Origin of the sequence: Variovorax paradoxus (assembly GCF_000834655.1) — a bacterium.
Taxonomy (GTDB): Bacteria; Pseudomonadota; Gammaproteobacteria; order Burkholderiales; family Burkholderiaceae_C; genus Variovorax; species Variovorax paradoxus_F.
The window spans coordinates 39,863-52,762 of record NZ_JXQQ01000018.1; the positions used below are offsets into that span (position 1 = coordinate 39,863).

11 protein-coding genes are annotated in these 12,900 nt (G+C 65.1%); 9 read left to right on the plus strand and 2 right to left on the minus strand.

Annotated elements, in window-relative coordinates:
• The first annotated feature begins 90 nt into the window (after positions 1–90).
• From RT97_RS08950 to RT97_RS33800, 6 genes are all read left to right on the plus strand, one after another.
• Positions 91–3,147 (plus strand): type VI secretion system Vgr family protein, encoded by a 3,057-nt coding sequence (locus RT97_RS08950; protein WP_253278189.1) that lies wholly within the window; start codon positions 91–93, stop codon positions 3,145–3,147.
• A 73-nt stretch (positions 3,148–3,220) separates the two neighbouring features.
• Positions 3,221–4,207, plus strand: a complete 987-nt coding sequence (locus RT97_RS08955) for a hypothetical protein (protein WP_042578435.1) — start codon at positions 3,221–3,223, stop codon at positions 4,205–4,207.
• A 35-nt stretch (positions 4,208–4,242) separates the two neighbouring features.
• Positions 4,243–4,398, plus strand: coding sequence for a hypothetical protein (locus RT97_RS33095; RefSeq protein ID WP_155403769.1), 156 nt, complete (start codon positions 4,243–4,245; stop codon positions 4,396–4,398).
• Positions 4,395–4,784, plus strand: coding sequence for a hypothetical protein (locus tag RT97_RS33100; protein ID WP_155403770.1), 390 nt, complete (start codon positions 4,395–4,397; stop codon positions 4,782–4,784). The genes RT97_RS33095 and RT97_RS33100 overlap by 4 nt, the downstream gene beginning before the upstream one ends.
• Before the next feature lie 266 nt (positions 4,785–5,050).
• Complete coding sequence (locus RT97_RS08960) at positions 5,051–5,302, plus strand: hypothetical protein (protein WP_253278190.1); 252 nt, start codon at positions 5,051–5,053, stop codon at positions 5,300–5,302.
• On the plus strand, positions 5,286–5,435 hold the full coding sequence (locus tag RT97_RS33800; protein WP_253278191.1) for a hypothetical protein: 150 nt from the start codon (positions 5,286–5,288) through the stop codon (positions 5,433–5,435). The genes RT97_RS08960 and RT97_RS33800 overlap by 17 nt, the downstream gene beginning before the upstream one ends.
• 238 nt (positions 5,436–5,673) lie before the next feature.
• On the opposite strand, the gene RT97_RS08965 is transcribed toward RT97_RS33800, so the two are convergent.
• Both RT97_RS08965 and RT97_RS08970 read right to left on the minus strand, forming a co-directional pair.
• A complete protein-coding gene (locus RT97_RS08965) occupies positions 5,674–6,678 on the minus strand; it encodes a Bug family tripartite tricarboxylate transporter substrate binding protein (RefSeq protein WP_042578436.1) in 1,005 nt (334 codons plus the stop codon).
• Complete coding sequence (locus RT97_RS08970) at positions 6,675–7,595, minus strand: LysR substrate-binding domain-containing protein (protein ID WP_042578437.1); 921 nt, start codon at positions 7,593–7,595, stop codon at positions 6,675–6,677. The genes RT97_RS08965 and RT97_RS08970 overlap by 4 nt, the downstream gene beginning before the upstream one ends.
• 164 nt (positions 7,596–7,759) lie before the next feature.
• Here RT97_RS08970 and RT97_RS08975 point away from each other — a divergent pair, with 164 nt between their 5' ends.
• The 3 genes from RT97_RS08975 to RT97_RS08985 are packed head-to-tail and all read left to right on the plus strand — an operon-like array spanning position 7,760 to position 12,892.
• A complete protein-coding gene (locus tag RT97_RS08975) occupies positions 7,760–10,510 on the plus strand; it encodes a tannase/feruloyl esterase family alpha/beta hydrolase (protein WP_253278192.1) in 2,751 nt (916 codons plus the stop codon).
• A complete protein-coding gene (locus tag RT97_RS08980) occupies positions 10,507–11,877 on the plus strand; it encodes a hypothetical protein (RefSeq protein WP_042578439.1) in 1,371 nt (456 codons plus the stop codon). Before RT97_RS08975 ends, RT97_RS08980 begins: the two co-directional genes overlap by 4 nt.
• A gap of 31 nt (positions 11,878–11,908) precedes the next feature.
• Entirely contained in the window at positions 11,909–12,892 is a 984-nt protein-coding gene (locus tag RT97_RS08985) for a tripartite tricarboxylate transporter substrate-binding protein (protein WP_042578440.1), read from the plus strand.
• The last annotated feature ends 8 nt before the right edge of the window (positions 12,893–12,900 follow it).

Sequence of the window (12,900 nt, forward strand, 5' to 3'; positions counted from 1 at the left end):
CAGCAGCGTGACACGCATTGCGCTCGAGCCGGACAAGAGACAGGCGTGAGCAAGGCATGGGGTAGCCCAGCGCCGTAAATTTTTCACGTCTTGCTGTGCCAGTCGCGCGTTTGGGCGCTGGGTGACCATTGTTTGCAACGGTGCAAATCCAGCTGCCAGAGACTGCCGGACCGTCGTTCCTCCGAGGTCCCGCAGATGTCCCGAACCCTTGCCGTTGCCAGCCCCGCCATTCCCGATTCGCTGGAACCTGTGCGGCTCTCGGGCCGCGAGGGTGTCAACAGTCTGTTCGCGTACGAGCTGGTGCTCAAGACGCCCGACGCGCTCAATTTCAGCTTTGGGGCTGCGGCGGACATCGATCTCGACAGCTTCATCGGCCGGGAGGTGAGTTGCCTGATCGAACTCGACGGCGCGGGCGAGCGGCAGATCAACGCGCTCATCACCGACGCGCAGCTGTGGGGTGAAGAAGGCCGGCACGTTCAGTACAAGCTCACCCTTCGTCCCTGGCTGCATCTGGGCACGCTGACGAGCGACTGCAAGATCTACCAGAACAAGACGGTCGTCCAGATCCTGGATGAACTGCTGGCGGACTATGCGTTCCCCGTCGACAAGCACTTGAGCGAGACCTATCCGCTTCGGGATTTTCAGACGCAATTCAACGAGACCGATTTCGCGTTCTTCGAGCGCCTGTGCCAGGAGTGGGGTCTGAATTTCTACTTTGCGCACAGCCAAGGCAAGCACCGGCTCGTGCTCACCGACCACATGGGTGCGCATGCGCCCATGGGCAGCGCTGCGTACCGACAGGTCGAGTACCACGCACCCGGCTGGAAGCTCGATGCCGAATACATCAGCAGCTTCGTTCCACACCACCAGCTCACGAGTGGGCGCTACGTCAGCCGCGACTACGACTACACCCGTCCCAAGGCCGATCTGAGCGTCAAGCGCGCCGACCCGCGCGCCACCGGTCAGGCCGACCAGGAGGTCTACCGGTGGCACGACAGCCAGGCCGGCAGTCACTACGTGCAGCCCCGTGCCGGCGCCAGGGGTGCAGGCAGCAACGAACCTCTTGCAGAAGGCGATCGCTTTGCGCTGCTGCGCATGCAGGTACTGCGCACCCACGGAACGCGCGCCAAGGCCAGCGGGAATCTGCGCGGCATGGTCCCCGGCCTCACCTTCGAGTTGCAGAAGCATCCTCGCGCAGCGGCCAATATCCAGTACCTCGTTCTCGATAGCCAGTTCCTCATCGAGAACGTCGCGCAGCAAAGCCAGGGCGCTGAGGCTGCAGCGCACCGAAAGCAGCAGTGGCGCGTCGAGGTCGACTTCACGGCTCATCCCATCACCGAGCCGCTGCGTCCGGAACTGTCGCAGCACAAGCCGCATACCCGAGGCCCCCAAGTCGCATTGGTCGTCGGCCCCGAGGGCGAGAACCTGTGGACCGACGAGCTGGGCCGCATCAAGGTCCAGTTCCCCTGGGACCGCCTGGGCCAGAAGAACCAGCATTCCACCTGCTGGCTGCGCGTGAGTTCGCCTTGGGCCGGCAACCAGCTGGGTGGCGTCCATGTGCCGCGTATCGGCCAAGAGGTGATCGTCGACTTCATCGCCGGCGATCCTGACCTGCCCATCTGCACCGGCCGGGTGCACAACCAGATGAATCTGCCGCCCTGGGAGTTGCCCGGCCAAGCGGCGCTGTCAGGCTTCAGGAGCCGGGAACTCGTCAAGGAAGGCGGCAACAGCGCGGGCGGTCGTTCCAACCATCTGGTCCTGGACGACACCGACCAGAAGATCCAGGCGCAGCTCAAGAGCGATCACCAGAGCAGCTCATTGAGTCTCGGCCACGTCACGCGCATCGACGGCAACGCCGGTCGCCAGGATGCACGTGGCGAAGGTTTTGAATTGCGTACCGATGCGCACGGCGCCATCCGGGCAACACAAGGCCTGCTCATCACGACCGAGGCGCGCCCGAATGCCCGCGCGCATCTGCTCGACAGCGGCGAGACCCGCCAGCGCCTGGTAGAGGCGCGCGATCTGCATGACGCAGGGGCGCAGGAGGCGCAGAAGAACAAGGCGCAGGAAGGCAACGACCAGGCCGAGGTCGCCAAGTCCCTGAAGGCGCAGAACGACGCGGTCCAGGGCGAGGGCGCAACCGATGCCGAAGCCGGGCGCTTCCCCGAGCTGGCGCAACCGCACCTGGTGCTGGCCAGCCCGGCGGGCATCGAGACCACCAGCCAGTTCAGCACGCACATCGCCAGCGTCGAGCACACGGCCATCACCAGCGGCAAGCACACCAGCATCACCAGCGGCGACAGCCTTCTGGGCGTCGCGCTGCAAGCCATCAAGCTCTTCGCGGCACAAAAAGGCATCAAGGTCGTTGCAGCCCAGGCCGACATCGACATCCAGGCGCTGAAGACCTGCATCAACCTGCTGGCCAAAGACGAGATCACGATCCGGGCCGACAGGATCAGGATCGAGGCCAGGACGGAGTTGCTGATCAGCGGCGGTGGCAGCTACGCGCGCTACAAGGGCAGCAGCATCGAGAGCGGCACCACCGGCCCGCAAGTGCAGCATGCCAGCGTGCACAGCATGGTCGGCCCGGGCAGCGGGAGTCGTCCAGGTCTGCCGGACGGACGCAAGCCTGGCAAGGGGCAGCTCGAGCTGACGCACCTTTATGCCAATGGCCACGGCTTGAAGGGCGCCGACTACAAGGTCACCGACTCGGCCGGGCAGGTCAGGACCGGCAAGCTCGATGACAAGGGCTTCGCGGCTGTGTCGGGGCTGGCGCCGGGTGGGGCGCGCGTCGAGTTGGGAGAAGACCCGCGCAATCCGTGGGATCACACCAGCTATTTCGGCAAACCGACGTGGCCGCCCAAGAAAACCGACGGCACGGCGGACCCGCTCACTGCGCCTGCAAACGACATGCTTGCCGGCCTCATGAAGCAGGTGCGCGACGGATTCGGCGTCACTGTCGGAGTCCTCGGTGCCCGCCTGCCCGAAGGCGGCGAGGCCGAAAGCCCGGCAAGCGCCGCGATGCGTCGAGCGACGGCCGTCCTGGGTGGCGCGACCGAATTCGCAAGCAGTGCGGCAGGCGAGATTGCAGGCAAGGCTGTGGTGCGGTTCCCGCCGGGCGTGTCGCTGCCTCATACCGCGGCCTGAAGCCTCAACGCGCGTTGCGCGTTATCCGTACAAAAAAATCAACGAAAGCCCCAGTGGCTCAGGGAGTTCCGGCATGGCCGAGATATCGCAAGCAGAGAGAGAACAGAAGGCGAACGAGCGGGAGGCGGTCGTCAAGCCGCTCGATCAGATCGATCCGGCCGAACTGCCGGTCGCCAGGAAGGCTGTCGACGACTGGTTGATCAAGATCAGCGGCGGCTATGTCACGCTGGACAGGGCCGTGACATTCGCCAGCGCCGTGCCGATCCTCGGCAACATCCTGGCGGCCATCGATGCGGTGTGCGACATCATCGTCCTCGTCGAGAACAAGGCGGCCAACATGGGGGCGAAAGCCCTCGACTGGGCCAGCTTCGGCATCAACCTGATCGGGATCCTTCCGCTCCCCCCGACCATGGCCGCAGCGCGAACCAGCCTGCGGCCCGCACTGCATCTGGTGCGAAGCAAGCTCGGTACGGCGGGCCACGGGCTGAGCGACGCACTTGTCGTGATGCTTGTCGATCATCTCAACGCGACGCTGGCCGGCGAACTCGACAAGTTCGTCCAGGAAGCCAGCGACCAACTGGCGGGGCTGTTGAAGAAGGCTGCCACGATGGCGCACGACCTTCTCTCCGGATTGAGCAAGGTCTTGCGCAAGCTCGCATCGGGGACTCCCTTCGATACCAGCGCCTCGGCGCCCGCGGAACCTCCGAAGCGCGATCCCGCAACCACCTACCAAAGCGGTGTCTGGGGCGCCATCAAGGGAATTGCCGACGACATCGAGGAAGGGGTCAGGAAGAGCGCCATCCATGTCGGCAAGCAGGCCGCATACGGTGCCGGGATCGCTGTCAATGCCGGGGCAGGACTGGTGATGAGGAACACCGCGGCTGGCGAGGTGGCCGCACAGCTGATGAACGCCTACGCCGATTCGCTCGACAGCCTGGCCGTGGACGCAAGAACGAAGATCGAAAGGCTGGGCGATGCGGGTGTCGACATGTCCATCGCCTGGCTGCTCTTGAGGCTCAAGGATGCGGCCCCGACTCAACAAGGTTTTTCAATAGCATAGATCAGCTCGATGCTATTCAACGAGGGAGGGAGGCCATGCAGACTGCAGGCGTGAATTGGGTGACATTCGACATGGGAAGGCCGATCGGAGAAGGCTATCGCAGTGGTGGTGGATGCCCTGCGATCACTTCGCGCGTCACCATTCGAATGAACAAAACGAACGGTATTTACACCGCTTATCCTCAACTATGAACTCGGTAAACCTCAATTATATTCGTGGACTTTACAATTTTTTATTCGAAAAGAATGATGAGGAATTGGAGGATTTTGATCTTAATCTCCATGAGAATCAGAAGATCCTTTTCGAGGAGATGGCTCGTAGTTTCGAAGGATTTGGTCCGAACTCAAAAAGAAATGTTATTATTGGATTAAATTTGATTTTCCGCAGTGCTTTTGATGAAAATTTATGGAGAAGTGCTGTTCCGCATGACCTTCCTCTTATTGAGGTAACGGATAGGCGGGCCTACTTAGAAAGATTGATTTTTGCAATAACAAATAACGCTCCAATGTTTTTCGATGAGCGAGATTTTTATCTTATCGATGAAGTCGGGTCTCATGGATTGGATTTTTCAAAATGATCCGTGCCGCGTATTGACGCGACAATGCGGCAGTCAACAGCGAATTTTTTCGAAGGGCGTGTTAAGTTGGCACATTTCGATGTACACGTGGCCTTGCCCCTGAATTTTTCTAACTTTAAACAGAAGCAGGCCTCGAAAATATTGGGCGCGGAGTCGATGTGCGCAGGCTACTTGAGGGCACCTCGGAAATTGACAATTCGACGGCCTGCCTGAAAAATAGGTCAGACGTACGAAAAATTTCGCCCACCCTAAAAGCCTAGCGGCCCATGCGAATCTATCTTGGTTACATCTCTAAAATGTACTACCACCTATTTTCCATGTATGACGAGGATCTCGATGATGTTCATATCAATGACGAGAGTTGCCGTGCGAAGCTTTTTGACGCGATGAAGGTCGAATTTGAAATGTATGGGCCACTGAGCAATGAGCGCGTTCTGAAAGCTATAGACTTTATCTTGTCGTCTAGCGATGTGGAGTGGTGCTGGCGCGCCGTGGCGCCGCATGCCCCTCCAACTTGATGAAGTCGAAGACAAGCCTGAATACCTGCGTACGCTCTACCAGAAGCTTGCAGAATACGAGCCGCCTCAAAACGAGTACGGCGCTGATGCGCAGTTGATTAGCGATTTGCACAACATTGATGTTCGCTTTTAACTTTTCTCCCGAGATCCTTAAATCGGGCGGCCTTGGATTGATGATGCTAATTCGGCGCGACGTTCAAGAAAAATAGAAGATCTTGAGGTGTAGCCGATTTGCAAGATCATCGGTGTAGTGTTGAATCTTTCTCTGGCGCCGAAATGAATAAATGGTGGAGTCAAAACCTCGAGCCGCCCGAATTAAGCAGCTACTCATCCGACAACCGTCGGATAGCGCCAGACTGCCGCACAAGTATTCAATCAAACTGCGCCCGATCCCCCGCCACCAACGCCCGATTGCGCCGCCGATCCACGGCAATTTCATGCGCAAAGTCCTCGACGCTGCCGCCGGCCGGTAAGTTGTACGCAGCGCGCAGCCTCGCCCGCACCGTGTCGCTGCGCAGCACGCGATTGATCTCCGCATTCAACCGCTGCACCACCCCCGCAGGCGTGCGCGCCGGCGCGAAGATTCCGAAGAGCGAATCGCGATTCGCTCGCTCGTACCCCAGCTCCGCGAGCGTCGGCACCGCCGGCAGGGCCTCGATGCGCGCGGGCGCCCCCACCGCCAACGCCTGGAACCGTCCGCCCTCGATGTATTGCAGCTGCTGCGCCGCAACGTTGGTCGACAGCACTTCGAACTGCCCGCTGAGCGCATCGTTGAGCTGCGGGCCGCCGCCTGCATATGGGATGTGCGTGATGTCGGTGCGGCTTTGCATGCGCACCTGCGCAAGCACCAGGTGCCCGATGGTGGCCACGCCTGAAGTGGCCCAGCGCACCGCGCCGGGCTGGCTGCGCGCGAGCGCGATCAAATCGCCGAAGCCGTGGCCCGCGAAGGCCGGCGTGCCGACCACCAGCACCGGCGTGCGCATCACGCTCGCTACGGGCGCGAAGGCGCGCAGCGGGTCGTAGGGCACGCGCGCGACCAGCGGGTGCAGCGTGAGCGGGCTGATGGCGGAGAAGGCGAGGGTGGAGCCGTCTGGCGCGGCGCGCGAGAGCGCATCCATGCCGATGCTGCCGCCCGCGCCTGCGCGGTTCTCGATGAGCACCGGCACGCCCAGCGCCTGCGAGAGCGGGTCGGCCAGTACGCGGGCCATACCGTCGCTCACGCCGCCGGGCGGATAGACCACGATCAGGCGCACCGGACGGTTCGGCCAGGACGATGTAGACGGCGCGGCGTGCAGCAGGCGCGGCATGCCGCACGCAGCAGCCAGCGCGATGCCGGTGCCGCGCACGAAATGGCGACGGTGCAGCAGGACGCTCATGACCCCGGGTTCTCACTCGCATGCCTGCGCAGCAGCGCGGCGAAGTGCTGCGCTGGCAGGTTGTCTTCTTCCACGCGCGACACCAGCGTGAGCGGCGCGTCGAGCTGGCCACCGTCTGCCAGTCGCGCGTAGGCGATGGCATGCGCGTGCACGCCGGTCATCGAGGCCGGCACCACCGACAGGCCGACGCCCGCGGCCACGAGATTCAGGTTGGTCATCATGCGGTCCACCTCGGCCACCACGCGCGGGCGCAGGCCCTTGGCGTGGCACAGCGCCAGCAGTTCGGCATAGAGGCCCGGCGCGCCCGGACGGCGCACGAGGATGATGCCTTCCTCGCACAGCCGCGCGAGCGGCAGCGGGCGCGAGGCCTTGCTGCGCGCGAGGGCAAAGCGGTGGTCGCTGGGCATCGCCACCAGCACCGGCTCGCGCAGCAGCGTCTCGAACAGCAGCCCCTCGGGCCGCGCCACCGGCACGCGCAGCAAGCCGCAGTGCAGGCGGCCGGCGGCCAGTGCCTCGGTCAGTTCGGCCGCGTTGTTCTCGCGCAATTGAAGTTCCACGCCCGGGTGTTCGCGGCGAAAGGCGCGCAGCGCCTCGGGCACGAAGCGGTGCGCCGCGGCCGAACTGGTGAAGCCGACCGCCAGCGTGCCGACTTCGCCATTGGCCACGCGCGCCATGCGCTGCTTCATGGCCTCCATGTCCTGCAGCATGCGCAGCGCCTCGACCTGGAAAAGGCGCCCCGCATCGGTGAGCGCCACGCCGCGCGGATGCCGGCGGAACAGCAGCACGCCCAGCTCGCGTTCGAGCGCCTTGATGGTCTGGCTCAGCGGCGGTTGCTGGATGCCCAACTGCTCGGCGGCGCGCGTCATGTGGCCGGTCTCGGCAACGGCCGCGAAGTACCGCAGCGGTCTCATCTCCATGTGGTCTCCATATTTTTTTCGTATCGGATGTGTACTTTTATTTTATTTGACCCGAAGTCACTCGTACACCTATCGTCCGGCCGTCCATTCAAAAAAGCGACCCACCGAGGCCGTATGCCGGAGACAAGACCATGCGCCCACAGCGCCCCCGCCCGACTTTTTCGATGATTGACGCCGCCCGTCGCGCCCGCCGTTCGTTCGGTCCCGCGATCGGCATTTCGCTGGTTTCCCTGGTCCTGGCCGCATGCGGCGGCGGCGGTGGCGGGGGAGGCGGCGGTGCCGGCTTCTTCCCGATCGCGCCGAACAACCCGCCGTCGAGCGGCGGACAGCCCGACACCGACCCGCCCGGCAACCCGACCGGGAACCCGCCGCCCGTAGTGCCGGTGGTGGCCTGCGCCGACCTCGCCGGCAAGAGCCTGCCCGCCTCGCTGATCAGCCTGCCCACGCAGGGCGCCACCGTCACCAGCGCCACGCCTGTGGCCGCGACCGACGCGGGCAACCAGCTGGGCGACTACTGCCGCGTGCGCGGCACCATCCAGCCGGTGGACCCGGCCTCGCAACTCATCAACTTCGCGGTCAACCTGCCCGAGAAGTGGAACCAGAAGACGATCCACTTCGGCGGTGGCGGCTTCGACGGCGTGCTGATCGACGGCACCGAGGTCATCCGCTTCGGCCCCGCCGGCAAGCCCGCGCCGCTCGCGCTCGGCTATGCCACGTACGGTGACGACTCGGGCCACCAATCGAGCAGCATCACCGACGGCAAGTTCGCGGCCAACGACGAGCAACTGGCCAACTACGGCGGCCAGTCGCTCAAGAAGACGCGCGACGTGGCGCAGGCGCTGGTGTTCGCGCGCTATGCCGTGAAACCCAAGCACGCCTACTTCCTCGGCACCTCGACCGGCGGGCGCGACGCGCTCAGCTACATCCAGCGCTGGCCCGAGGACTACGACGGCGTGATCGCCAACGAGCCTGCGCTCAACTACACGGGCACGCGGCTGTCGAACGTGGCGGTGGGGCGTGCGCTGTACAACAACAACGGCGCGGGCTGGATGAACGTGGCCAAGACGCTGCTGGTGCAGAAGGCCGCGATGCAGGCCTGCGACAAGCTGGACGGCGCGGCCGACAACATCGTGAGCAACGTGGAAAGCTGCCGGCTGCTGAACACGCAGATCCTCGCTTCGCTGCGTTGCTCCGGCGGCGCGGACACGGGCAACACCTGCCTGTCGGACGCGCAGCTGGCCACCGTGCGCACCATCGAGTCGCCGCTCGACTTCACGACCTACGCGCTGGCCAACGGCGTCAGGCGCGCGGGCGGCTACAACATCCTCGAGGGCGCGCTCGTCGCCGGCCCGTACACCACGCGCGACCTGGGCACGCGCCCGGTGCCGGCCAACCCGGCTACCTCGGCCGACGCCAACATGTACGTCACCGGCGACCAGTGGGTGAAGTTCTTCGTCACGCGCATCGCGGGCTTCGACTCGCTTACCTTCGATCCGCTGGACCCGGGCAGCTATGCCGCGCGGGTGACCGAGGTCTCCAATCTCACCGATGCGACTAATCCGAACCTGGCGCCGTTCTTCGCGCATGGCGGGCGGCTCATCATGCTGCACGGCCTGGCCGACGAGGTGATCAGCCCGAACTCGACCATCGACTACTACAAGCAACTCATCGCCACGGTCGGCCAGGCGACGGTCGACCAGAACGTGCGCTTCTACACCGTGCCCGGCATGGGCCACGGCACCGGCAGCTTCATTCCCAATTGGGACTCGCTCGCGGCGCTCGAAGGGTGGGTCGAAGGCGGCCTTGCGCCCGCCACCGGCGTGGCGGTCGATGCGGTGGCCGGCAGCTACGGCCGCACGCGGCCGCTGTGCCTGTTCCCCTCGTGGCCCAAGTACCGCGGCGCCGGCAGCCTGGATGCGGCCGTCAACTACAGCTGCGTGACCGAGGTCGGCGACCCGCTGGCTTGCCCCAACCTGCCCGCATCCGCCACGACCTACAAGGGCGGCAACAGCTTCGGCGAGGAACTGCGCGTGCAGATCGACCCTGCCACCATGGCCTACACCGTGACCATCGATGCCAGCCTGCAGCGCGCCCCCGGCACGGTGCGCAGCGGCTCGCTGGTGGCTCAGGGCAGTTGCAGCTACGCGAGCGGCGAGAGCGGTGCGGTCTTCAGCTTCGCGCCGGGCGGCGTGCTGCTGGGTGGCGTGAACCCGCCGAGCGGCAGCGGCTTCTCTGCGCTGGTGGCGTTCCAGAACACCTTCGAGAACACGGCGGCGCCCGCGGTCTTCAATCCGGTGGCGAACATCTTCAACACGGTGGGCGTGCAGCAAGGCACCGGCACCGCGGCCGCCTACGCCGGCGCGGTGCGCCTGCGCAACGCGGGCACCTTCCAGTACTGCCGCAGTGCAGCGGGCAGCGCCGGCAGCTTCATGATCTACGACGCCAACTGCACCGAGACCGAAAAGGGCTACATCACCTACAACACCACGCACGGCGCCTTCGACGTGCGTACCACCGCACCGACCGGCGGCGCCGTCACCACCGGCGGCACGCTCACCGGCTCGATGGTGATCGGTCTCGTCAACGGCACCGCGGTGCCGCTGCACCTGGTGCGCGACACGGCCGCCACCGCGGGCCTGCGCATGTTCGGCCTGCAGCAGAGCCTGATGGCGGGCTCGGCCGACGGCAGCTACGCCATGGCCAACGCGAAGGGCGAGAGCCGCGAGGCGACGGTCGCGGGCAGCAATTTCAACCTCGGCGGCGCCGCTGCATCATTGAGCTACGACATGCCGGCGCCCGGCGTGGTGCAGGCCGACGCGGGCCGGCCGGGCAATTTCATCTTCAACAGCGGCATCCTCGGCTTCGTCACGACCGACGGAACGAACGCAGCGCTGGAACTCGGAGTACGCCATTGAAAAAGCACCTCACCCACTTCACGCACCTTGCCGCCTTCGCATTGCTCGGCACGGCCCCGCTGCTGTCCGCGCACGCGGCACCTGCAACGGCACCCAAGCCCGCGACCTGCCCGGCCCCCGTGCCCGAGGCCGCACTCTGCTACACCGGTGAAGACGGCACGGGCGCGCTCTACTGGATCGCCATTCCGAAGGACTGGACGAAGGACGCGAACCGCGTGCTCGTGATGCACGCCCACGGCGGCCCCGAGACCGGCCCGCCGAAGCTCGAACGCAGCGAGGAAGACTTGAAGCGCTGGGCCATCACCGTGAAGGCCGGCTATGCCTGGGCCGGCTCCACCTACCGGCGCGGCGGCTACGGCGTGACGATGGCGGCCGAAGACACAGAGCGCCTGCGCAAGATCTTCGTGCGCCATTTCGGCCAGCCCAAGCGCACGCTGCTGCATGGCCAAAGCTATGGCGCGGGCGTGGCGGCGAAGGCGGCCGAGCTCTATGCGCCGGTGGGCGACGCGAAGAGCCCCTACGACGGCCTGCTGCTCACGAGCGGCGTGCTCGGCGGCGGCAACAGCGCCTACGACTTCCGGCTCGACCTGCGCGTGGTGTATCAGTACGTCTGCCGCAACCATCCGCGCCCCGACGAGCCGCAGTACCCGCTGTGGATGGGCCTGCCGCTCGAATCGAAACTCACCCGCGCCGAACTTGCCGAGCGCGTGAAGGAATGCACCGGCGTCGGCATGGCCGCCGCGCAGCGCACGCCCGAGCAGGCGGCGCGGCTGAAGACGATTCTTTCGGTCGTGAAGATCCAGGAGCGGTCGCTCGTCGGCCACCTGACCTGGGCGACCTGGCTCTTCCAGGACCTGGTGCAGAAGCGACTGAATGGCCGCAACCCGTTCGGCAACATCGGCGTGGTCTACAGCGGCTCGGCCGACGACGCGGCGCTCAACGCCGGCGTGCTGCGCTATGCGGCCGACCCGCAGGCCAAGGGCGCACTCGCGGCCGACAGCCAGCCGACCGGCCGCACCTCGCTGCCCACGGTGGCGCTGCATGCCATCGACGATCCGACCGCATTCGTCGAGCTCGAGAACTCCTACCGCCGCATCCGCGACGCGGCCGGCACCGGCGGCAACCTGGTGCAGAGTTTCAGCGCCGAGCGCGAGCACAGCTACCTGAGCGATTCGGAATACCCGGCGCTCTTCGGCGCGCTGACGGACTGGATCGACAAGGGCGAGAAGCCCACGCCGCAGAGCCTCGCGCAGCGCTGCGCATCGCTCGCGCCGCGCTACGACACCGACGGCAAGAACGGCTGCCACATCAAGCCCGAGTGGCAACCGCCCACGCTCGAGAGCCGCGTGCCTTCGCGCGCACCCTGATCTTCTTTTTTTGACCTTGACGGAGACTTCCATGAAAAAAATGTTCGCCCTCGCGGCGGTTGCCCTGGCCACCCTGGCTGTCGGTGTGCACGCGCAAGAATTTCCCGCGGGCAAGCCCGTGACCATCGTCGTGCCCTTCGCCGCGGGCGGCCCGACCGACCGCGTGGCACGCGACCTGGCCGAGGCGTTGCGCAAGCCCCTGGGCGGCGCGAGCGTGATCATCGACAACGTGCCCGGCGCGGGCAGTTCCATCGGCGCGGCCAAGGTGGCGCGCGCCACGCCCGATGGCTACACGCTGCTGCTCAACCACATCGCGATGGCGACCGTGCCGACGCTGGTGCGCAACGTACCGTTCAAGGTCGAGAGCGATTTCGAGTACCTGGGCATCGTCAACGACGTCCCGATGACGCTGATCTCCAAGCCCAGCCTGCCTGCCAACAACTACAAGGAACTGACGGCCTGGATCGCCGCCAACAAGGGCAAGATCAACATCGGCAACGCGGGGGTAGGCTCGGCATCGCACCTGTGCGGGCTGCTCTTCCAGAGCGCCACCAAGACCGAGATGACGCCCGTGCCCTACAAGGGCACGGCGCCCGCCATCACCGACCTGATCGGCGGCCAGATCGACCTCTTGTGCGACCAGAGCACCAACACCTCGCCGCAGATCGAGGCCAAGAAGGTCAAGGCTTATGCGGTGACCACGCCCAAGCGCCTGACCACGCCGTTGCTCAAGGACCTGCCCACGCTCGACGAAGCGGGCCTGAAGAACTTCGAGGTCACGATCTGGCACGGCCTGTATGCGCCCAAGGGCACGCCGGCACCGGTGCTCAAGAAGCTCAACGATGCGCTGAAGGTGGCGCTGAAAGACCCGGACTTCATCAAGCGCGAGGAACTGCTGGGCGCCGTGGTCGCGACCGACGGCCGCATCGAGCCCGCGGGCCACAAGAAGTTCGTGATCGGCGAGATCGCGAAGTGGACGCCTGTGATCAAGGCGGCCGGCGTCTACGCAGACTGAGCGGCGTT